The 22,227-nt window shown below is 38.0% G+C and carries 17 protein-coding genes and 3 tRNA genes; 13 read left to right on the forward strand and 7 right to left on the reverse strand.

Features of this window, described 5'->3' with window-relative positions; all coding sequences use genetic code 11:
• Window positions 1-59 precede the first annotated feature (59 nt).
• Genes ccsA (AABK36_RS17350) through ccsA (AABK36_RS17365) form a run of 4 tightly spaced genes read left to right on the forward strand, consistent with a single transcriptional unit; the run spans window position 60 to window position 3,989 of the window.
• Window positions 60-731, forward strand: a complete 672-nt coding sequence (gene ccsA, locus AABK36_RS17350) for a cytochrome c biogenesis protein CcsA (protein WP_309940436.1) — start codon at window positions 60-62, stop codon at window positions 729-731.
• Between the two features lie 8 nt (window positions 732-739).
• Window positions 740-1,009, forward strand: a complete 270-nt coding sequence (locus AABK36_RS17355) for a CcmD family protein (RefSeq protein ID WP_309940016.1) — start codon at window positions 740-742, stop codon at window positions 1,007-1,009.
• A gap of 23 nt (window positions 1,010-1,032) precedes the next feature.
• Window positions 1,033-1,431 carry a cytochrome c maturation protein CcmE domain-containing protein gene (locus tag AABK36_RS17360; RefSeq protein ID WP_309940014.1) on the forward strand — a complete coding sequence of 133 codons (399 nt, stop codon included), beginning with the start codon at window positions 1,033-1,035 and terminating at the stop codon, window positions 1,429-1,431.
• Between the two features lie 23 nt (window positions 1,432-1,454).
• Window positions 1,455-3,989, forward strand: a complete 2,535-nt coding sequence (ccsA, locus tag AABK36_RS17365; protein ID WP_309940012.1) for a cytochrome c biogenesis protein CcsA — start codon at window positions 1,455-1,457, stop codon at window positions 3,987-3,989.
• Window positions 3,990-4,024: 35 nt separating this feature from the next.
• Here ccsA (AABK36_RS17365) and AABK36_RS17370 read toward each other — a convergent pair whose 3' ends face one another.
• Entirely contained in the window at window positions 4,025-5,536 is a 1,512-nt protein-coding gene (locus AABK36_RS17370) for a thioredoxin-like domain-containing protein (RefSeq protein ID WP_309940010.1), read from the reverse strand.
• Between the two features lie 255 nt (window positions 5,537-5,791).
• On the opposite strand from AABK36_RS17370, the gene pheS reads away from it, so the two are divergent.
• Window positions 5,792-6,820: a phenylalanine--tRNA ligase subunit alpha gene (pheS, locus tag AABK36_RS17375; protein WP_309940008.1), complete on the forward strand. Its 1,029-nt coding sequence runs from the start codon at window positions 5,792-5,794 to the stop codon at window positions 6,818-6,820.
• Between the two features lie 150 nt (window positions 6,821-6,970).
• Window positions 6,971-7,429 (forward strand): hypothetical protein, encoded by a 459-nt coding sequence (locus AABK36_RS17380; protein WP_309940006.1) that lies wholly within the window; start codon window positions 6,971-6,973, stop codon window positions 7,427-7,429.
• 2 nt (window positions 7,430-7,431) lie between these two features.
• Here AABK36_RS17380 and AABK36_RS17385 read toward each other — a convergent pair whose 3' ends face one another.
• Window positions 7,432-8,292 carry a shikimate dehydrogenase family protein gene (locus tag AABK36_RS17385; protein ID WP_309940004.1) on the reverse strand — a complete coding sequence of 287 codons (861 nt, stop codon included), beginning with the start codon at window positions 8,290-8,292 and terminating at the stop codon, window positions 7,432-7,434.
• 192 nt (window positions 8,293-8,484) lie between these two features.
• On the opposite strand from AABK36_RS17385, the gene AABK36_RS17390 reads away from it, so the two are divergent.
• The 6 genes from AABK36_RS17390 (at window position 8,485) to AABK36_RS17415 (ending at window position 18,486) form a co-directional block, all read left to right on the forward strand.
• Complete coding sequence (locus AABK36_RS17390) at window positions 8,485-8,883, forward strand: hypothetical protein (RefSeq protein ID WP_309940002.1); 399 nt, start codon at window positions 8,485-8,487, stop codon at window positions 8,881-8,883.
• A gap of 106 nt (window positions 8,884-8,989) precedes the next feature.
• Window positions 8,990-11,956: a protein translocase subunit SecDF gene (gene secDF, locus AABK36_RS17395; protein ID WP_309940001.1), complete on the forward strand. Its 2,967-nt coding sequence runs from the start codon at window positions 8,990-8,992 to the stop codon at window positions 11,954-11,956.
• A gap of 293 nt (window positions 11,957-12,249) precedes the next feature.
• Window positions 12,250-12,906 carry an AlbA family DNA-binding domain-containing protein gene (locus tag AABK36_RS17400; protein WP_309940000.1) on the forward strand — a complete coding sequence of 219 codons (657 nt, stop codon included), beginning with the start codon at window positions 12,250-12,252 and terminating at the stop codon, window positions 12,904-12,906.
• Between the two features lie 271 nt (window positions 12,907-13,177).
• Entirely contained in the window at window positions 13,178-14,206 is a 1,029-nt protein-coding gene (galE, locus tag AABK36_RS17405; protein WP_309939999.1) for a UDP-glucose 4-epimerase GalE, read from the forward strand.
• Between the two features lie 168 nt (window positions 14,207-14,374).
• Window positions 14,375-17,092 carry a 4-alpha-glucanotransferase gene (locus AABK36_RS17410; RefSeq protein ID WP_309939998.1) on the forward strand — a complete coding sequence of 906 codons (2,718 nt, stop codon included), beginning with the start codon at window positions 14,375-14,377 and terminating at the stop codon, window positions 17,090-17,092.
• A gap of 200 nt (window positions 17,093-17,292) precedes the next feature.
• Complete coding sequence (locus AABK36_RS17415; protein WP_309939996.1) at window positions 17,293-18,486, forward strand: dicarboxylate/amino acid:cation symporter; 1,194 nt, start codon at window positions 17,293-17,295, stop codon at window positions 18,484-18,486.
• 49 nt (window positions 18,487-18,535) lie between these two features.
• Here the strand turns inward: AABK36_RS17415 and AABK36_RS17420 are convergent, their stop codons facing one another.
• The 5 genes from AABK36_RS17420 to AABK36_RS17440 form a co-directional block, all read right to left on the reverse strand.
• Complete coding sequence (locus AABK36_RS17420) at window positions 18,536-19,297, reverse strand: S1/P1 nuclease (RefSeq protein ID WP_309939995.1); 762 nt, start codon at window positions 19,295-19,297, stop codon at window positions 18,536-18,538.
• Window positions 19,298-19,471: 174 nt separating this feature from the next.
• Window positions 19,472-19,556: transfer RNA gene (locus tag AABK36_RS17425), tRNA-Ser, on the reverse strand.
• Window positions 19,557-19,585: 29 nt separating this feature from the next.
• Window positions 19,586-19,670: transfer RNA gene (locus AABK36_RS17430), tRNA-Ser, on the reverse strand.
• Between the two features lie 32 nt (window positions 19,671-19,702).
• Window positions 19,703-19,787: transfer RNA gene (locus tag AABK36_RS17435), tRNA-Ser, on the reverse strand.
• Window positions 19,788-19,852: 65 nt separating this feature from the next.
• A complete protein-coding gene (locus AABK36_RS17440; RefSeq protein WP_309939994.1) occupies window positions 19,853-20,290 on the reverse strand; it encodes an acyl-CoA thioesterase in 438 nt (145 codons plus the stop codon).
• Window positions 20,291-20,605: 315 nt separating this feature from the next.
• On the opposite strand from AABK36_RS17440, the gene guaB reads away from it, so the two are divergent.
• Window positions 20,606-22,075, forward strand: a complete 1,470-nt coding sequence (gene guaB / locus AABK36_RS17445; protein ID WP_309939992.1) for an IMP dehydrogenase — start codon at window positions 20,606-20,608, stop codon at window positions 22,073-22,075.
• Window positions 22,076-22,227 lie beyond the last annotated feature (152 nt).

The following is a 22,227-nucleotide window of genomic DNA, read 5'->3' on the forward strand; positions in this document are numbered from 1 at the left end:
TTGCTATATATTCGCTTATTACGCTATTTTGATGAAAAAAGAATACTGAACAGATGAATGTGAAAAAGAACTGGTGGAAAATATTGACAATAGCGCTCCTCATCTACACTCTCGTCGGCGGAATGCTTCTTGAGGTTCCTAGACTATTTATTCTTCATGAAACAATCAGAGCCCTGTATTATCATGTGCCAATGTGGTTTGGCATGATCATTTTACTTCTTGTTTCAGTAGTCTATGCTATACGCTATTTGAACAACCCGCAAAAAAAATTCGATGATTACTCCAACCAGTTCGCCCAAATCGGCGTATTATTCGGAGTCTTGGGCATTTTAACTGGCATGGTATGGGCTAATTTTACTTGGGGAGAACCTTGGAGCAATGATCCAAAACAAAATGCAGCTGCGATCGGAATGCTGATATATTTCGCATATTTCGTACTCAGAGGCTCTTTAGAAGACCCGGAACAAAAAGCCAAGATTGGGGCAGTATACAACATATTCGCATTTAGCATTCTTATACCCTTGCTTTTTGTCTTGCCTCGATTGACAGATTCTCTTCATCCTGGAAATGGAGGAAACCCTGGGTTCAATGCTTATGATCTTGACAGCAAATTAAGAATGGTTTTTTACCCGTCAGTGATCGCGTGGACTTTACTTGGTGTCTGGATGGCATCACTTAAAGCTCGAATTTCTATTATGAATGAAAAAGTTGAGGATTTGACTATAGAATAAGCTCTATTATGAAAAAATATTTAATGATTATCGCATTCGCGTTAACTTTTGTCACTGGTTTTGCCCAAGAAAAAAAGCAGATCAATGAAGAGGATTATACCAACCAACAAGTTGAAATGGCCGATTCATTTAGAGACGAAGGTAAAATCTATGTCGTTATCGCTATTATTTTAGTAATTCTATCTGTGCTTGTAGGCTACATGATCAAAGTCGACAATAAGGTCAGCAAGCTGGAAAAAGAAATCGACGAGATCGAAGACAAGAAACAATTAGCTTGAAAATACTAACCCAATAATCCACAATGAAAAAGATACATATATTCGGAATCGTGGTCATCGCCATTGCGATATCCTTGATTGTCAGCACACTTGGAAACACTAGTTCATATGTGAATTTTCAAAGAGCAAAGGAAGTTGCAGAAGCAGGAAACAACAAAGAAATGCATGTAGTTGGCCAGCTCAAGAAAAATGCTTCTGGAGAAGTAGTCGGCATTAAAGTTAATCCTGACAAAGTATCTTTTTCTTTCATCATGGTGGACAATGACGGTGAAGAGCAAAAAGTTTATTATAACGAACCTATGCCTACTGATTTTTACAGGACTGAGCAAGTAGTTGTCATAGGAGGATTCAAAGGGGAGACCTTTTTGGCAAACAAAATCCTCATGAAATGTCCTTCAAAATATCAAGAAACAACTGTTTGACAAGAATTAAATAGATAGCCGAAGTGGAAGAAACGTTGCATACAGGGATTGGGGCAGTTGGCCACCTTTCCGTAATCATCGCTTTTGTTACAGCCCTTTTATCTACTTTTTCCTATTATAAAGCTACTGTCGGAAGCTCTTTGGAAAAAAAGAATGAATGGCTGACAAACGCTCGCGTGTTTTTTTACACGCATATAGTATCAGTGATGACAATTGTCGTCGCCCTATTTTCAATAATTTACAATCATTATTTCGAATACCATTACGCTTACAGCCACTCTTCAAGAAATCTTCCTACGCATTACATGATTTCATGTTTCTGGGAAGGTCAAGAAGGCAGCTTTATTCTTTGGCTATTTTGGAATGCTTGGCTTGGATTAGCATTGATCTTCACCAATAAAAAGTGGGAAGCTCCTGTAATGACAGTATTTGGCGCTGTGCAAGCTTTTATAGCATCAATGATTCTCGGAGTGATGATTTTCGACTTAAAGATTGGTAGTTCGCCATTTATACTTTTGAGAGATGCGATGGTCGCTCCAATTTTCGAAACCGACCCTAACTTCGTACCAGAAGACGGAACTGGACTAAACCCTCTTTTGCAAAATATTTGGATGGTGATACACCCTCCGACATTATTCTTAGGTTATGCCGCTGGCTTGATTCCATTTGCATATTGCATTGCTGGCCTGTGGCAAAATAAATTCAAAGAATGGATTCGTCCTGCTTTGCCTTGGATGATTTTTGCCACAGCCATTCTTGGTTTAGGTATAATCATGGGAGCTTACTGGGCTTATGAAACATTGAATTTTGGAGGTTACTGGAACTGGGACCCTGTTGAAAATGCTGTCTATATACCATGGCTAATCATGGTTGGAGCTATTCATACCATGATTGTATTCAAGAAAAGCGAAACGGCACTTAAGACATCAATAATTTTGGTTCTTTCAAGCTTTATCCTGATTTTATATAGTACTTTCCTTACCCGAAGTGGTGTCCTTGGCAACGCCTCAGTGCACTCGTTTACTGACTTGGGACTATCTGGCCAGTTGCTTCTTTACATGATGTTCTTCGTTATAGTATCTGTTGCTCTTTGTATAGTCAAATGGAAAAAGATACCAACTTCAGATTACGAGGTTTCTAATTATTCTAGAGAGTTTTGGATATTCATAGGTGTCACGACTTTATCCCTAATGAGTTTTCAAGTCTTGATTCCTACTTCTATTCCTGTTTGGAATGCCTTCTTAGGCTTTTTTGGAATTGAATCGAACTTAGCAGCACCAGCGGATCAAATTGGATTCTACACAAAATACCAACTATGGTTCTCTATCGCTGTAGCAATTCTATCTGGAACAGGTCAGTTTTTCTATTGGAAAAAAATGACAAAAGATCAGCTGGTTAAGGATTTGGCTATTCCAATTGTTATCAGCCTTTTGATCTCTGCCATCATCATCGTTTCAACAGTGATGAATAATATGAGTTACATTCTTTTGGTGACTGCATCTGTTTACTCTATTGTATCTAACTCAAAAGTTCTATTCTCCATTTTAAAGAACTCATCTATAAAATTATCTGGAGGATCAATTTCTCATATAGGAATCGCTATGATGCTTATCGGAATATTGTTCTCATCTGGTTACTCGGAGGTTATATCACTTAACAATACAGGCATGTTGATCTTCGATGATGCTCCTGACGATACAATGAATAAAGAAAATGTACTTCTTTGGATCAACAAGCCAAGAAAAATGGGCGAATACACGCTAAGATATCGTGGGACATTCGCAGAAATCGAAGGAGCTCCAGGCTATGTGCTTAAGAGCGACTTGGACCTAACTGATGATCCATTCAAAGTTATCGCTAAAAAAGACATTAAGTTCAACAAAAAAACTTACTTCAAAAAAGGCGACACTTTAAGAACGCATCCGGAAAACACATACTATCAAGTTGAGTATGAAGGAGAAGATGGCGAGCAATTCAAACTTTATCCTAGAGCTCAGATCAATCCATCAATGGGATTATTAGCATCTCCTGACATTAAAACTTATGCGACTAAGGATATCTATACACACGTATCAAGTGTAACGGATCCAAACCAAGAAAAAGAATGGTCGGATGAAAAAGAAATCGAAAGCAAGATCAAAGATCGCTTCTTTCTTAATGACTTCGTGACAGTTTTTGATGAAATGGAAAGACTCCAATTCGTCGATGGAGTTCCTCTATCGCAAGAAGATGTGGCAGTCAAAGCAAAATTAAGAATTTTCGATAATGATAGAGTGTACAGAGCCGAGCCTATATTTATCATCAAAGACAGACAAATTGGCAAAGTGCCTGCCTATATCGATGATCTTGGGGTACGCATTACTCTTAATAAAATTAATCCTGAATCAGGCATTATGACATTTGGTCTTAAAACAACAATGAAAGATTATATTGTGATGAAGGCCATGTCAAAACCTTTAATCAATGTGCTATGGATTGGGACATTGGTGCTCATGCTAGGGTTTATAATCGCTATGTACAGAAGGTTTCAAGAATATAATAAACTAGAAAAGTCTTAAACATATAGTAAGCCTCGCAATGTTGCGAGGCTTTTTTATTCTTTCACATTCAACACCTTTTTTTCCTTTGTAGCCATATTATATGTTACGATTTCATGATCATTCGTATTACTGATCCAAATCAAATTATCAGACACAAAAACTAAATCGTTTGGTTCATTAAGTCCTCCAACAACTGTAGATACTTCTTTAGTCTTCAAGTCTAGCTTTTTAATTTTACCATTGTATGTATCAGCAATATACAAATCACCATTATGAGCTTTGATGCTAGTAACATGTTGCAGTAATGCTTGCCTGAACGGTCCGTCCCTATCTCCAAACACGAATAAGCCCATACCTATTAATGTCGTCACCTCTTTCTTATCAAGATCAATCTTGCGTATAGCACTAGCTTCAGTGTCTGCTATATATAAATCATTTCCAATTCCTGCAATACCGCTAGGCTGAGCAAATCCTGCAATCTTTAAAGTTCCATTTTCCAGCTCTTCGGCACCTGAGCCTGCAAAGCGATACATTTCTCCATTTTTCAAATCAAACCTAAGAATTTGATGGTTTCCTGCATTTGCTACATAAATATTATCTCCCTTGTGAAAAAGCCCCCAAGGACTATTTGGCAAAACGTTCACTCCCCAATCGCTATTCCCAAAATAATATCCTAATCTTCCATCTCCAGACACAGTTTTCACCACTTTATTCACCAAATCCACTTCTCTCAATGAATTATCTTTCGTATCCGCCACATAAAGCTTGTTTCCTATCAATGACAAGCCCTGAGGTTCATTGAAAGAAGCAGAATGAAAGCTTCCATCTGTCAATTTTTCTTGCTCTGAGCCGATCTTCTCTTTAATATTCCCTTCTTGGTCAATTAACAATATTCTATTATGCCCGCTATCAGAAATAAAAACATCTCCATCCGCTGACTTGATCATTTTTGACGGAAACCTTAATATAGTCTTAGGCGCTTTCTTAAGATCAAATGCAATGGGCTTAGTATCTATAATGGACTTATCTTCTTTTGCCAACTTCTGAATATATGGCTCCATTACTTTATAAACACCCTCTCCGGAATATTTCCCAACAACCTCTCCTTTAGGATTTATTAACACAACAGTCGGCCATGCATTTACATGATATTCTTTCCAAACTTTAAATCCCGCATCATTAACTACTGGGTGATGAATCCCAAATTTCTCAATAGCGCTTAATATCTTCGCGTTTTCTTTTTCGGTCGAGAACTTGCCTGAATGCACTCCTATAATCACTAATTCATTCGGAAATTTCTTTTCAAGCTTATCCAAATCAGGGATAATATGTTGGCAATTGATACAGCCATAGGTCCAGAAATCCAATAAGACTATTTTCCCTTTAAAATCGCTTAGCTTCCAATTCTTTGAAGTGTTTACCCACCCGGACTCAGTCTGAATACTTGGAGCCAACTTGCCACTATCAACTTGAGCTTCGGCACTTCCTTTTGATTTATCTTGAGTACAAGATGTAAAGAATAATGTCAAAGCACAGCAAATTAAAAACAGGGAAACTTTTCTCATAACCTCTTAATTTAGCGTTATCTCATTCTCCATTAAGTTGTCAAATGCTACAAATGTTTTTCAAGAGCACTAAAAACTACTTGATCTCATAGCAAAACAATATCATCTACATCTGATTAAGACTTTGAGAAGGATATTCAAGACCGTTTATTTTTTTCAAATCTCCTAATTTAGTACATTTGGACTATTCTGTAATATGCTTCATTTACATTAAAATATTAGCCAATAGGCCTTCAGGCCTAAGATCTTTATCTTATGAAAGACAAAGTAGAAGAACTCAAAAAGGAAATATTAGAATATACAGCACATACTCAAGAAGATTTAGAGAATTTCCGCCAAAAATTCATCAGTAGAAAAGGTGTAATCACCGACTTGATGAAAGGCATGAAAGATATCGCTCCTGAAATCCGAAAAGATGTAGGTATACTCTTCAATGATGTCAAAAACACAGCTCAAGAGCGTTTTCAAGAGTTGATTGACAAAATAGACGAGCAGTCAAACGGATCTGAGCAAAATAGCGAAATTGACTTTTCCTTGCCTCCAATTCCTGACACTCTTGGTTCAGAGCACCCTTTGAACACAGTAAAGTCAAGAATCATAGAGATCTTCGAAAGAATTGGTTTCAACTTGTCAGAGGGGCCTGAAGTAGAAGACGATTGGCATAATTTCACAGCGCTTAATTTCCCTCCTAACCACCCGGCTAGAGAAATGCAAGATACTTTCTTCATTGAAAAAGATCCTGACATAGCGCTAAGAACCCATACTTCTTCTGTTCAAGTGAGAATTATGGAAAACCAAAAACCGCCTATCAGAACTCTTTCTCCAGGCAAAGTATACAGAAACGAAGCGATTTCAGCTAGAGCTCACTGTATGTTTCACCAAGTAGAAGGACTTTACATTGATAAGAATGTAAGCTTCGCAGACCTTAAGCAAACGCTATTGCATTTCGTAAGAGAGTTCTTTGGCAAAGACACGAAAATCAGATTAAGACCATCTTATTTTCCATTTACCGAGCCAAGCGCAGAAGTTGACATCAGTTGCAATATATGTGGTGGCAAGGGATGTAATATCTGCAAATACACTGGCTATGTAGAAATAGGCGGATGCGGAATGGTAGACCCTAATGTTCTTAAAAGCGCTGGCATTGATCCTGAAGAGTACACTGGGTTTGCATTTGGTATGGGAATAGAAAGAATGGCGATGCTTAAATACCAAATCAATGACTTAAGACTGTTTACGGAAAACGATATTCGATTCTTAAAACAGTTTTCCGGCATATCCTAAAATACCGTAAACTAAAAATATTTTAAAGAGAGCTACATATTGGCTCTCTTTTTTATTTGATAAATATTTTTTTACTTATATTTTATCACTACAAAGCTCCTTTTTGGCAATTTTTAACTGATTCAATCGTTAATTATAATAAAATATAGGATGAGGACACTTTTATCAATATTTACACTTTTTTTCACACTTCAATCATGCACGATTAATGATGAGGATTTTGTTCCTTATGTTGAAGTAGATGGTGAAATTACATTAACAGATATTAATCACAATTCACTGCATAATAAAGGCTTCACTGAAATCACCCACTTCAACGATGGTAGGCCTGCAGGAGTTCGCGGCATTATTATTTATAAAGTCAATGCAAGCACTTATCGAGCATTTGAAAAAAACTGTTCCTACCTACCTCAAGATCCTACCTCAACAGCCAGTGTTGATGAATCTATATTTAAAATAAAATGCCAAAATGAAAGCTGCTTATCAACTTTTGATATGAGCACTGGTCAACTGTTCACAGGACCTGCTTCAAAAGGATTGTACGCTTATACGACAAGCATTATCAACGGAGGAAGAACGCTTATTATCAGAGGCCAACCTCTTCAATAATATCATGACATTCTTAACACCTCTTTGAGAATGTCATTGTCATTTATTGAACTGCCCAAATCATTCGTCATACCCTCAAACATCAAATGATACTGTTTGACAATTTGGGGAATGTACATTTCCCTCCCTTCGATAAAGTGTTTGCCATGTCTTTCACAATACTCTTTCAAGTAATTATGCTTGTTATCTTTTTCAGGCATATTATGACAAAACACCATTTTGCAACTCTTCAATAAAGTATCCAAGCCTAAAGCTATTTTCAAAAAATCTTTCTCTGAAGACACAGGAGTTGCATCAACCAACAAGTCAAAACCTTCATCAACATCAAAACCATCCACTATCCCAAGCTCAGTTTTTTTTGCCTGAACATTTTCTATATTTCGTCCAGTAATCACAACATCAATACCCAAGTGTTTCAATACATGATAAGCGACTCCAGAAACTCCTCCATTTCCATATACAACAGCTTTCTTAACTCGAATTTCAGATTTATCTATATGCTCTTCCAAAGCAACCTTCAATCCGTAATAATCAGTATTGTATCCCTTTAATTTTCCATTATCGTTAATAACTGTATTTACTGCTTTAGTCTTTTTAGCTAATGGTTCCACCCAATCAAGCTCATTGATTATTTTCGTCTTCAAGCCATTCTTTCCTGTCACCGCACCAGCTTTGCATATAGGCGACCTCAATAAGCCTGCATAAGTTGGCGCGTCTATAAAATCAGGAAAAGTAAAATAAGCTAGATTCAACTTCAACTCATTCAAGGTATTGTTTTTTGCTTCAATTGAAGAAGCGCTTCCCGAAGTTGAAAAAATGAACTTCGTATTCGGGTTTACACTTAATTTATGTTTTATGTTCATGTTATCTATTTTCGAGAATTAAGAACTTGATGTTTCGGAAAAAAGAAAATATGCTTTCAATCACAAGGATTATTACATGTTTTAGTTAATTATCACCATAACACCCGCTTTTTCAGCATTATACTTTACTCTATAAATTTTGAAATGGAATAGACTTATGATATCTTTGCCCTTGATTAATTAGGAAAACATTTGAGAAAAAAGAAGGACATATCGCTTTTCAGTAAAATAGGAGCTCTGAGTTTCTTGTTGATACTGATATTGGGGCAAATTGCCACGGGTATGAGTCTTTCATCTTACGGTTTCCATTTTTCTGAGAATCGTACTTCCTTTGATAGCGAAGCGGAAAATAAAGCCGATCAAGAAGACAATGCCACTGATAAAAAGCTGGTAATATCTCAGGCTTTTTTCTCGGTGCAACCACAACAAAACCTTGAAGCCAACTGGCTTCCCAATCATTTCTTCAACAAATCCATTGAATTGGAATTTGTGCATATTTTTTTCAAGAAGCAATTGCTTCTGCCATTGCAAATAAGCAGAACTTATCTGACAGCGTTGTTAGAGCATCAAATTGCAGCCAATGCCCCTTGATTTGTAATCTTTTCTTCAGCTCGCACCATGCTTTTGACAAGCTCATAAGCGAGCAAAACTATATTTTATTCGGAAATATTATTACTAACCTAAATTTTTATTAACAATGCGTAACAAAGGTGCGATTGTAGCTCTTACAGTCATCATCACTGCGCTTTGCCTGTACTATTTGTCATTCACATGGGTGTCAAACAATGTGCAACAGCAAGCAACAACTTATGCGACTGAGCAAAGCGGCACAGTCAATTTCGCCAAGAAACAGCAGTTCTTGGACTCAGTATGGAACGAACCGGTAATGTTCGGCTTCACTTTGAAAGAAATCAAAGAAACAGAATTAAGTCTTGGTCTTGACCTTCAAGGCGGTATGCACGTGACTTTGGAAGTTTCTCCATCAGCCATCATTGAAGGCTTAAGCGGAAACAACCAAGATCCAAAATTCAAGAAAGCTATCGCAGAAGCGAAAGAAATGCAAAAGAATAGCCAGAAGCCATTCATCGACCTTTTCTATTCTGCTTGGGAAGATGTAGCTCCGGGTGAAAAGCTTAGCTCTATCTTCGCTACTTCTTCTAACAAAGGAAAAGTATCTTTCAACTCTTCTGACGCAGAAGTACTGAAATTCATCAACACTGAAATCGACGATTCGATCGAGAGAGCTTTCAATATCTTGAGAACTCGTATTGATAGATTCGGTACTACTCAACCAAACATTCAAAGACTCCAAGGAACAGGTAGAATTCAAATCGAGCTTCCTGGCGTTGACAACCCTGAGCGTGTTAGAAAACTATTGCAAGGTGTTGCAAAGCTTGAGTTCTGGGAAGTTTATGAGCCTCAAGAGTATTTCCCTTCTCTACAAGCGGTTAATGAAAAGCTTGTAAGCGAATTGGAAATGGAAGCGATCAAAGCTGAAGAAACAGGCAGCGAAACATCTGGCACAGTTACTTCAAATGCCAATGACTTGGCTGCATTGACTGGAGGAGACAGCACTGCTGTAGATACTACTGCAACTGCTACGGAAGCTGATTCAGCGCTAAACGCTCAAGTTTCTCCAATTTTCGCTTTATTGAAATCACCTTACGGACTTGCTTACGATGTTAAGGATACTAGTAAAATCAATAGAATTCTTAACCGTAGCGATATCAAAACGCTTTTGCCTAAAAACCTTAAATTCCTTTGGGAAGTTAAGCCTTCAACTTTGGACAATGGCGATGAAATCCTTAACCTTTACGCTATCAAAGTTGGTAGAAATGGCAAAGCTCCTCTTGGCGGTGATGTAATCACAAGAGCTAATAATGACTTTGACCAAACTGGAGCTCCTGCAGTAAGCATGCAAATGAACGCTGTTGGCGCTAAAAAGTGGAGAAAAATCACTGGAGAAAACATCAACAGAAGAATCGCTATCGTTCTTGATGACTATGTGTACTCCGCGCCAGTTGTAAACGGAGAAATCCCTAACGGTTCTTCTCAAATATCAGGTAACTTCACTATCGAAGAAGCAAAAGACCTTGCCAACATCTTGAAGTCAGGTTCTCTTCCTGCTCCTACTAGAATTGTTGAAGAAGCTATCATAGGCCCAACTTTAGGTAAAGAAGCTCAGCAACAAGGTATCATCTCTGTATTCCTAGGTCTAGGATTGGTAGTTGTATTCATGCTTGCTTACTATGCTAAAGGCGGTCTAGTTGCAAACATCGCTTTGGTATTCAACATCTTCTTTATCTTAGGTATTCTTGCCCAGTTGAACGCTGCACTTACCTTGCCGGGTATCGCGGGTATCGTACTTACCATCGGTATGTCTATTGACGCCAATGTGCTTATCTTTGAGCGTATCAGGGAAGAACTTCGAAATGGCGCAGGGCTTAAGAAAGCAATTGAAGCTGGTTATGACAAAGCATTTAGCTCTATCATTGATGCCAATGTGACTACATTCCTAGTAGGTGCTATTCTTTACACACTTGGACAAGGACCTGTAAAAGGTTTTGCAATCACTTTGATGATTGGTATCGCTTCATCTTTCTTCTCTGCTGTATTCATCACTAGAGTGATCGTAGACGCTATGACTAAGAAAGGCGATGCTAGCAAACTACCTGTTTCTATGCCTTGGTCTAAGAACTTCTTGGTAAATGCAAATATCAACTTCTTGGGTAGAAGAACTAAAGCTTATATCTTCTCTGCAGCTGTGATCATTATTGGTGGCGGATTAGTAGCTTATGAAGGTGGTTTGAATCTAGGCGTTGACTTCACTGGTGGTCGTTCATATGTAGTTAAATTCGACCAAGCTTACCCTGCTTCTGATTTGAAAATTGCTTTGACTAAAGAATTCAGCAAAGGAACGGAAGTTAAAACATTCGGTGCTAACAACGTACTTAAGATAACAACTAGTTACATGATCAACGACGAATCTGATTCTGCTGATGAAGCTGTAAAAGGAAAGTTGATCTTGGGTATCCAAAATGCAACTGGAGAGAAATTCCAAGCTGATGATACAAAGCTAGGCAAAGATCAATTCACAATCATCTCTTCTTCTAAAGTAGGAGCGACAATCGCCGATGATATTAAGAGCACTTCGCTTGAAGCTGGATTCTTCGCATTGATCGCGATCTTCTTGTATATCTTGCTAAGATTCCGCAAATGGCAATATTCTGCTGGAGCTATTGTAGCTTTGGCTCACGATATCTTGTTTGTAATCTCTGCTTTCGCTATCGCAAGACTTGCTGGGTTCGCTTTTGAAGTTGACCAAGTATTCGTTGCCGCGGTATTGACTATTGTTGGTTACTCGATCAATGATACTGTAGTTGTATTTGACAGAATCAGAGAGGAACTTAAAAACTCTAGCGCTACAGCGGACAAAGAAAGCGTATTCAACAAAGCGATCAACAATACAATCTCGCGTACGATCATCACTTCATTCACTACATTTATCGTAGTATTGGTGTTGTTCCTATTCGGAGGTGAAGTATTGAGAGGTTTCTCATTCGCTATGTTGATTGGTATTCTTGTAGGTACTTACTCATCTATTTTCATTGCAACGCCAGTTGTAATTGACTTAGATAAGAGAAATGAAAAAGCCAAGGCATAATTTAGCCAAAGCTTAAAACATACATTAAAGGATAGGCCGTCAGATTGACGGCCTATTTTTTTGACATATTCAGAAAAAATAATCCTTGATTCCAATATTTTTTAGCGATGATTTTTTATTTTCAAATCTTAATTTTATAAAATCGTATAAATTTTGATTAGTATAAATCAGGAAGCATAGCTTCCCATTGCGAAAAGTTTATTGATAATCATGAACTGCCAAATTGGCAATTTATAAAATAAGCTATAAGCAAATCTTTCGTCCTCTACATTCATAATTTAAACTACTGAACTATGGATTACGCCACTCTACAACATCACGTGCAATACGGAGAAGGACAACACACCGAATTCAAGCGAAAAGTCAATCATCCCGAAAAAATCATCAAAGAAATTGTAGCCTTTGCCAATAGCGGAGGAGGTCGATTATTTTTAGGCGTGGATGACAATGGAGACATCCATGGATTAAAATACGCTGACGGTGATATCTTCGAGCTCAACAAGTTCATACAAACCATGATCAAACCCGCTGTAAAGTACAAGCTTGAAAAAGTACATGTAGGCGCAGGCAAAGAAGTCGTGTGCTATGAAATAGAGCAAGGTCATCGAAAACCTTATATCGTCAGAGAAAAGCCTCTCTCAAAGATTGGAACAGCCTATATTCGCTCAGAAGACAAAAGCATACAAGCAAGCAAAGAAGTTCGTGAAATTCTCAGAAGACAAAGACGCGGACTCAACATTCAGTTTCATTTCGGAGAGACAGAAAAGCTCTTAATGGAATACTTGGAAGCTCATGGAAAAATCACGGTCTCTATTTTCAGAAAAATCGCCAAACTTTCAAAATACTTAGCCTCCAAGAAACTCATTCTGCTTACGCTTGCCAACGTCCTTGAAATCATTCCTTCTGACAGGGAGGACGAATTCGTCATGAGAGAAATGTTTGGGTATTAATGTGCACAAGTGTGTTGAATAAACAGAAGTTATTCACATCATAACTGTGGACAAGTTGATATTCAGTGGATAAAGGCCGTTCTTGAAGATTGAAATTTTAAAAATCATGAATACCAAGCCTATTACACAGTAGTTATCCACAAAAATGATGTGGATAAAATTTGCAGTTGTGGATAATTAAAATCAAGCTGCCAGATTACATTCATTTGTGAATTAGCTAAATTGCAGAAGGAATCTTTTTTAATGATATTTAACCAAACTACTTTTTTAAATGGATAAAAAGGGTAAAATATTAGTAACAGGTGGAGCCGGCTACATAGGATCGCACACTGCAGTTGAGTTGATAAATCAAGGATTTGAAGTTGTAATAATCGACAATCTTTCAAATTCGCACGCTGATGTTATCGACAGAATAGAACAAATAACAGGCACAAAGCCTGCCTTTGAAAAATTTGATATTTGTGAAGAAGATAAGTTGGAAGAATTTTTCATCAAACATCAAGAGATACAAGCCATCATACACTTCGCAGCATCAAAAGCTGTTGGAGAGTCAGTGGAAAAACCTTTGCTTTACTATAAGAACAATATTATTTCTCTCATCAACTTGATGAAAGGAATGAAAAAACACAATATTCCAAATATCGTATTTTCATCTTCATGCACAGTTTATGGCGAACCTGACGAGCTTCCAGTAACCGAAAAAGCTCCTGTCAAGCCTGCCGTTTCCCCTTATGGAAACACAAAGCAAATTGATGAAGAAATTCTTAAAGACACTGCCAAGTCCGATAATTTCTATCAAACCATCGCCTTGAGATACTTCAACCCGATTGGAGCGCATGAATCAGCGCTTATTGGCGAATTGCCATTGGGTGTTCCGGCTAATTTAGTGCCTTTCATCACTCAAACGGCAGCGGGCATCAGAGAGCAACTTAGTGTATTCGGAGATGACTACAATACTCCTGACGGAACTTGCATAAGAGATTATATACATGTCGTAGATTTGGCAAAAGCGCATATTGTTGCTGTCAAAAGACTAATGGAAGGCAAAAACAAATCCAGCTTTGAGTTTTTCAATCTAGGAACAGGCAAAGGCACTTCGGTGCTTGAAGCGATCAATTCTTTTGAAAAAGTATCTGGCGTAAAGCTTAACTATAAAATTGTAGCCAGAAGAGAAGGAGATATCGAAAAAGTCTACGCTGACACATCCTTTGCAAATGAGGAACTTGGATGGAAATCCGAAAAGGAACTTGACGAAATGATGCTTTCCGCATGGAAATGGCAACAAAAAATTACTAAGTAATAATTTGACTATGCCGTGCTCACTAACAGATCACGGCATTTATTTTTTCATTCTATTTAACATGCCCTGATCATTCTGTTCCATTATTAATGAACAATGATAGCTCTCAAGGCATTTAATGACTAGCAATAACCACTATCTACTTCTGCTAAGTTAACTTTTAAAGAAATGAGACTGACCTTTAATATAAATTACCATACGCAATGGGGAGAGAATCTTCAACTGCTTGCTACTGAAAATTTTGACTCTCTTGAAAATGCCATACGCTACCCACTAAGCACTGATAATGGCAAAGACTGGATATTGGAGCTCAATGAAAAAGACTTCGACAGAAATACTCCATTCAACTACAGATATATCATTCACAATGAAGAAAACGATTCATTCACGATAGAAGGAGGCGGATTCAGATCAATTGCAGCTTCTCAGTTAATGGAGCATGAAAACATTCAAATCAATGACCATTGGAGAAGCGCTGAAGACCCTGATCAAGTATTTTTCAGTTCTGCTTTTTCAGAAGTGTTATTCCCCGCAAAAAAAAGAAAAAAGCCTAAAAACCAAACCAAAGGAAAAGGTGCTAAAATCATTTTCAATCTTTATGAAATAAAGCTTAATCAAGACGAAGTCATTGCCATTTCAGGCGATCATAAGATATTAGGCAACTGGCAAGAAGCTGGCTTGTTTCAAATGGATGGATCAAAAGCTCCTGTATGGAAAGCCGAAATAAACTTGCCAAAAAATGTAAATTCTATTGAATACAAATATGTCATTCTAAACTCCAAGACCGGCAAGGTCAAAGAATGGGAATCAGGTTACAATCGAAGCATTTCTATCGACCAACCAAATAAAAGCTCAGTCATTTGCAATGATGATAAATTCAGACACAATGGCAAATGGAAAGGCGTAGGTGTAGCCATTCCAGTATTTTCTTTAAAAAGCGAAGATAGCGTAGGCATAGGTGAGTTTCTTGACCTTAAGAAAATCATCGATTGGGCTCACTCCTTGGAAATAAACCTGATCCAGATTTTACCTATTAATGATACAATTGCCGATCATAGCTGGAGAGACGCATATCCATACTCTGCTATTTCAGTTTTTGCCTTGCATCCTATTTATATTAATCTAGCAGCTATAGGCAAACTAAGCTCTCCTCTCACTCAAAAGATTATTGAAGAAAAAGGAGTCATTCTCAATAATGAAAAAACCGTTCAGTACAATGATGTAATGAAACTCAAATGGCGTTTTCTTCGACAAATATTCAAAGAAAAAAAAGATGAATTCGCTAAAGACGAAGAGTTTAAGATATTTTTCCAAGAAAATAAATTCTGGCTCAAGCCTTACGCCGCATTCTGCTACTTAAGAGATCTTTATCAAAATTCTGACTTTTCCTCATGGGGTGAGTTTTCAAAATTCACAGAGGAAAAACTTGAAAAAATCACCTCGCCTGAAGAGCCGCATCATGATCATGTAGCTTTGTATTACTTTGTCCAATACCACTTATACAAGCAATTATCCGAAGTCTCAAAATACGCCAAGTCCAAAAAAGTCATTCTTAAAGGAGATATTCCTATTGGAATTTGCAGAAATAGCGTGGATGCATGGACATCGCCACACCTATATCATATGGATGGGCAAGCAGGAGCGCCACCTGACGCTTTTGCCACTGGCGGTCAAAATTGGGAATTCCCAACATACAACTGGGCAGTAATGGCCAAAGATAATTTCCAATGGTGGAGAGACCGGTTAAAAATGATGGAAGTATTCTTCAAAGCCTTCAGAATGGACCACATTCTTGGTTTCTTTAGAATTTGGCAAATACCTGAACACGCTGTTCAAGGGCTTCTAGGCTACTTCAACCCTGCGATACCAATACACATTGAAGAATTTGCGCACAGAGGAATCCCATTCGACAAAGACAGGTTTTGCAAGCCATTCATCAATGATGAAATTTTATCTTCTAAGTTCGGTAGAGAAAAAGGACATATCATCAGAACATTCCTTCACTCTTACGATAATGGATTTTACGGTTTTAGAGACGAATTCAATACGCAAAGAAGAATAGAAAGCTATTTTTCAAAGATTTCAGAGGCAAACATAGAAAAAGCCGCATTGCTTGAAAAGCTTAAATTCAAGCTATATGAGCTTCAAGCCAATATCCTTTTTATTGAAGACTTGAACAACCCGAACAATTTTCATCCAAGAATTGAATTGCAGAAAACTGAGTCATTTGCATATCTTGATGGAGCTTCGCAATGGAAAATAGACCAACTATATGTTGATTATTACTTCAAAAGACAAGAAGAGTTTTGGGAAGAAAAGGCTATGATAAAATTGCCAGCCCTCAAAGAAGCAAGCAATATGATGATGTGTGGAGAAGATTTAGGGATGGTTCCTGCCTGCGTCCCTGGCGTAATGACCAAACTAGGCATATTGGGACTTAATATCCAAAGAATGCCCAAAGACCCGTCAAGGCAGTTTCTTAATCCTTCAGAAGCCGACTACCTTTCTGTTGTTTCTCCTTCCACTCATGACATGTCAACGATCAGAGCATGGTGGGAAGAAGATCGCGGCACTACACAACAATATTTCAATGCTGAACTTGGAAGACACGGCATCGCACCTGAATACTGCGATATAGACATCGCAACGCAAATAAACGAACAGCACTTATATAGCCCTGCAATGTGGGCAATATTCCCTATTCAAGACTTATTTGCCATGGAAGAAAGTCTGCGAGTTGATGATCCAAAATCCGAAAGAATAAATGATCCAGCGAATCCAGAGAATAAATGGAATTACAGAATGCATATAACTTTGGAGGACTTAATCAGCAATGCCAACTTCAATGAAAAGCTTGCCCGGCTTATACGAAATTCAGGCCGATAACTCATTTAAACTAGAAGCAAACACATTGAATGTTTGCTTCTGTTTTTTTACGATTTAAGATGCTATTCATACTTTCCGACACAACAAAGACCTTCTAAAAATATAAAAATCTGACTTTTATTATTTTCACCAAATAATGTTTCGAAAATTAATCCGTTAGTGTATTAACGAAACTGATTCCAGAGTGAAAAAATAAGTTTATGAGAAAGATAGGGTTGCTGCCCAAACTGATTTTGGGTATAACAACAGGAGCAATAATTGGATATTTTTCCAATATGTACGATTATTATTTGATCGTAAGATTGCTAAGCACATTCAGTGGGATTTTTGGCAATTTTCTAGCCTTCATTGTCCCATTAATCATTATAGCCTTTGTTGCTCCCGGGATTGCCGATTTGGGAAAAAAAGCAGGAAAACTTCTTGGCATCACAGCGATAATCGCTTACGCGTCTTCAGTATTTGCTGGAATACTCGCATTCATCGCCGGAAAAGCGATTTTACCAAACTTCATTTCCGTAGTAGACTTCACTGAGCAAAACGGCAAGTCAATCGAGCCATTTTTCAATATCCAAATGGATCCTGTAATGGGCGTAATGTCCGCCTTAGTCACAGCATTTATTTTAGGTCTTGGCATGGCGCAAATCAAAGGAAAAGCCTTATTGGATGTTGCTAAAGATTTTCAAGAAATCATCATCAAGGTCGTAAAGAATGTACTCATTCCTTTTATTCCAATACATATCGCAGGAATTTTCGCCAAACTAGCCGCTAGTGGTGAAATCGTTGATATTATTTCATCCTTCTCTGTCATTTATGGAGCTATTATATTGCTACAGCTTGTATATATAGCTATTCAATACCTAATTGCGGGATCTCTAAGCAGAAAGAATCCATTAACTTCATTCAGAAATATGCTTCCCGCCTATTTCACAGCATTAGGCACACAATCTTCAGCGGCTACTATACCTGTCACTCTTCAACAAGTTGAAAAAAACGGCATCAAGAAAGATGTAGCTGACTTTGTTGTCCCTCTTTGCGCAACAATACACCTAGCAGGTGACACAATAACACTTGTCATATCTTCTATGGCGATTATGATGATGAGCGGAACTATTCCAGAACTCAGCATGATACTTCCTTTCATTTTAATGTTAGGTATCACGATGGTCGCCGCGCCTGGTATCCCTGGAGGTGGGGTTATGGCCGCTTTAGGTTTATTAGAGAGTATGTTAGGCTTTGGAAGTCACCAAATCGGACTAATGATCGCCATACACTTCGCACAGGACAGCTTCGGCACAGCGACCAATGTCACAGGAGACGGAGCAATAGCAATGGTCATCGACAAAGTCTCTGATGAGAAAACAATTATTCCAGAAGAAATAGAAGCATCAGCATAAAAAAAGCGACTTAATGTCGCTTTTTATTTTTAACCTTGTATTCTATAAATTATTCAAAAATACTGTTCAACAAGCCTGCAAGCCTGACTCCGCCACTAAGCAACCTCTCTTCTACTGTTCCAATATTTTTATAATTGTATTCATAGCCTAGCTTTTCTCCTTCAAAATCATAAATCTGATCTCTTAAAGCCACACCTTCATTCAACCAGTCCAAAGGTGTTGAGTTTTGCAGTTTCACAACATCTTCTTTACCTATACGATTTAAAATATTTGAATATTCTGTATAGCTGTAACCTTGCAAATCAATCAATCCACTATCCCAAACTCTATGCAGATTAGATGACTTGTACATCCATTTCACTTTTACTTTATTTCCTCCAAGGTCATCCTTTCTTCCTGCATGCAATGGCTGATGCAAGTCTCCAACCAAGTGAGTCAAAACTTTCAACGCGAATACTTTTTCTTCTTTAGTGCTTGAAGGAGATTTTAATAATTCAACATGGTCGTCAATCGCCTTGATTATATCCCCACAAGGGTTTTTCTCAGAATTTTCATAAGTCACTCCATCAGGCAAATTGACATAGTGCCAACAATGCGTGTGGTCATACGAATCGTCGGATTTCACAAAATCCATCCAATTTGATATCTCAGCAAGTGTTTCATCGCCAAGAATTTTCTTAATACTTTTTTCGGCTTTTTTACTCAAATGATTTTGAGCGATTTCTCCAACTACTCTGTGTCCCGTAGTTCCCCAGGAATACGCTGTAAAGCTTACAACGCAAAGAAACATTACGGCAATTAACTTTCTCATCGATCGTGTAAATGTTCGTTATTTAATCTATTTAGTCCAAAATCTGATTTGTCAGAATTCTCCAAAAAGAACGACAAAGCGAAGGATAATATTATAAATAACTCTCTATTAGAAAAAGAGAATCGAATTAAGAAAATGTTGCTAGAAGTTTAAGATATGAATAGTTTAAAAAAGTAGAGAGTGAGGGATTCGAACCCCCGGTACCTCGCGGTACAATGGTTTTCAAGACCACCGCATTCGACCACTCTGCCAACTCTCTGGGTCCAAAGCCTTATAATATTTCAAGTGTAGAGAGTGAGGGATTCGAACCCCCGGTACCTCGCGGTACAATGGTTTTCAAGACCACCGCATTCGACCACTCTGCCAACTCTCTGAGTCTATAAGGCTTTAAATATTTTCAAGATGTAGAGAGTGAGGGATTCGAACCCCCGGTACCTCGCGGTACAATGGTTTTCAAGACCACCGCATTCGACCACTCTGCCAACTCTCTGTTTTCTTAAGGGACTGCAAATGTAGGAGTCCTTTTTTAAATCTCAAAACATTTGCAGATTATTTTTAAAGATTATTTTCCTCCTCAGAAGCTTCCACGTTGAAATTTTGCATAAACCTCTCTATTACAGACTCAGGAGCTTTCATTGGCCTTCCTGTTTCCATATCAACAAATACCAAGGTACTAAAACCTTTGTTTATCAAAATATTCTCCTCTCTGTACAGCTCATATTCAAATCTTATTTTGATCCCGGGAAGCTCTTTCAATATAACTTTGATAAGCAATACATCGTCGTATTTGGCAGGCTTGATATACTTTGAGTAATTTTCCAATACTGGAAGCATAACTCCATTATCTTCTAACTCCTTATAGCTTATTCCAAGAGATCTCAAAGCTTCCGTTCTAGCAATATCATAGTACATGGCATAATTGCCATAATACACATAGCTCATTTGATCGGTTTCAGCATACCTTACTCTCAAGTGATGGTCATATACAAACATATCAACACAATTATATTTTCAATTAGACTAAATTCACTCCTAGAGAAAGTGAAAATTTAAAGATAGCATGCAAAAGGCATGAAAGCCAAATGAAGAATATGATTTTACAAAAGTCACCGCGCTTTCTTTTACTATCAATAGGGATCAAGCAATGATTTTGGCTCAAAAACCAGCTTTTCCTAAGAATTCACGATATTTTTTATAGAATTCTAAAATTTTACTGTTTAATAGCGATCATTTTTTATTGTATTATCTGTAAAATATAACTAGTTTTGTCCTGCAAGTAAGAAACAGGAAACCTAGATTTTATTTGCTATGTCACTGGACAATTCAAAATTTCTTTTCGAAGCACTCACATACGATGATGTGCTATTAGTGCCTTCATATTCAGAGGTTCTTCCTCGCGAGACGAGCACAAAATCTTATCTAACAAGAAACATCACTCTTAATTTGCCATTAGTATCCGCCGCTATGGATACAGTTACCGAAGCCGAATTGGCTATTTCCATGGCATTGCTTGGAGGTATTGGAATTATCCACAAAAACATGAGCATAGAGGCCCAAGCCAAGCAAGTGCGCAAGGTAAAAAGGTCTCAAAGCGGAATGATCCTCGATCCAGTAACATTACTAATCGACTCTAAAGTAAAGGATGCCTTAGCCTTGATGAGAGAATACAAAATTGGAGGTATTCCTGTTGTCAATGAAGCAAACAAACTTCAAGGTATCGTTACCAATCGTGACTTGAGATTTGTTAAAGACATCAATTTGCCAGTAGTAGATGTAATGACTACAGAGAATCTTATCACATCTCATGTAGGCATTACTTTGGAAGAAGCTGAAGAAATTCTTCAAGAGCATAAAATAGAAAAATTGCCTATCATTGACGAAGAAAGCACTCTTAAAGGCCTTGTAACATACAAAGACATTCTAAAGAAAAAAGACAAGCCAAACGCTAGCAAAGACGAGTTCGGAAGATTGCGTGTAGGAGCTGCTGTAGGTGTGACTGCTGACTTGATGGAGAGAGTTGAAGCGCTAAAAAAAGCTGGCGTGGACGTAATCTCAGTTGACACTGCTCACGGACACTCCAAAGGGGTTATCGATGCGCTAAAAAGCGTAAAAGCGAAATTCCCTGACTTGGACGTGATTGTAGGTAATATTGCTACAGGAGCCGCAGCAAAAGCTTTGGTGGATGCAGGAGCTGACGCGGTAAAAGTAGGCGTAGGGCCAGGTAGTATCTGTACTACACGTGTAATCGCAGGTGTTGGAATGCCTCAGCTTTCGGCTGTGGTGGAGTGCGCTGACGCGATCAAAGGTTCAGGTGTTCCTGTAATCGCTGACGGTGGCGTTAGATTTTCTGGTGATATCTGCAAAGCCATCGCTGGCGGAGCACATACTGTCATGATCGGTTCTATGCTGGCGGGTACGGAAGAAGCTCCTGGCGAGATGATCATTTACGAAGGTCGTAAATTCAAAACGTATAGAGGAATGGGATCTTTGGAGGCAATGGAAAAAGGCTCTAAAGATAGATATTTCCAAGATGCTGAAGACGACGTTAAAAAACTTGTTCCAGAAGGCATCTCAGGAAGAGTTCCTTACAAAGGTCGCGTAGAAGAAGTTCTTTACCAATTGGAAGGAGGACTTAAAGCTGGTATGGGATACTGCGGATCGCAAACAATCCCTGCATTGCAAGAAGCCAAATTTGTAAAAATCACTAGCGCGGGATTCTTGGAAAGTCATCCACATGATGTTACTATCACAAGAGAAGCGCCTAACTACTCAAGATAATCAGTAGATCCAAAATATAATTGCATATCAAAAGCCGCCTAAAAAGCGGCTTTTGTGTTTCATATTCCTAATAATCTGAGTAGATTTTGAATATTTTTGATTCATATTCGAAATATGAGCTCAAATTTGCTAGATTTGCTTTGATTTTTTAA

The sequence above is a fragment of the Aureibacter tunicatorum genome, assembly GCF_036492635.1.
Taxonomy (GTDB): Bacteria; Bacteroidota; Bacteroidia; order Cytophagales; family Cyclobacteriaceae; genus Aureibacter; species Aureibacter tunicatorum.

Coding starts and splice junctions, on each gene's coding strand:
- AABK36_RS17420 (WP_309939995.1), bottom strand. CDS start 19,297: ATGAGAAAGTTAATTGCCGTAATGTTTCTTTGCGTTGTAAGCTTTACA.
- secDF (WP_309940001.1), top strand. CDS start 8,990: ATGCGTAACAAAGGTGCGATTGTAGCTCTTACAGTCATCATCACTGCG.
- AABK36_RS17370 (WP_309940010.1), bottom strand. CDS start 5,536: ATGAGAAAAGTTTCCCTGTTTTTAATTTGCTGTGCTTTGACATTATTC.
- AABK36_RS17400 (WP_309940000.1), top strand. CDS start 12,250: ATGGATTACGCCACTCTACAACATCACGTGCAATACGGAGAAGGACAA.
- guaB (WP_309939992.1), top strand. CDS start 20,606: ATGTCACTGGACAATTCAAAATTTCTTTTCGAAGCACTCACATACGAT.
- AABK36_RS17415 (WP_309939996.1), top strand. CDS start 17,293: ATGAGAAAGATAGGGTTGCTGCCCAAACTGATTTTGGGTATAACAACA.
- AABK36_RS17355 (WP_309940016.1), top strand. CDS start 740: ATGAAAAAATATTTAATGATTATCGCATTCGCGTTAACTTTTGTCACT.
- AABK36_RS17410 (WP_309939998.1), top strand. CDS start 14,375: ATGAGACTGACCTTTAATATAAATTACCATACGCAATGGGGAGAGAAT.
- AABK36_RS17380 (WP_309940006.1), top strand. CDS start 6,971: ATGAGGACACTTTTATCAATATTTACACTTTTTTTCACACTTCAATCA.
- pheS (WP_309940008.1), top strand. CDS start 5,792: ATGAAAGACAAAGTAGAAGAACTCAAAAAGGAAATATTAGAATATACA.
- AABK36_RS17360 (WP_309940014.1), top strand. CDS start 1,033: ATGAAAAAGATACATATATTCGGAATCGTGGTCATCGCCATTGCGATA.
- AABK36_RS17385 (WP_309940004.1), bottom strand. CDS start 8,292: ATGAACATAAAACATAAATTAAGTGTAAACCCGAATACGAAGTTCATT.
- AABK36_RS17440 (WP_309939994.1), bottom strand. CDS start 20,290: ATGTTTGTATATGACCATCACTTGAGAGTAAGGTATGCTGAAACCGAT.
- galE (WP_309939999.1), top strand. CDS start 13,178: ATGGATAAAAAGGGTAAAATATTAGTAACAGGTGGAGCCGGCTACATA.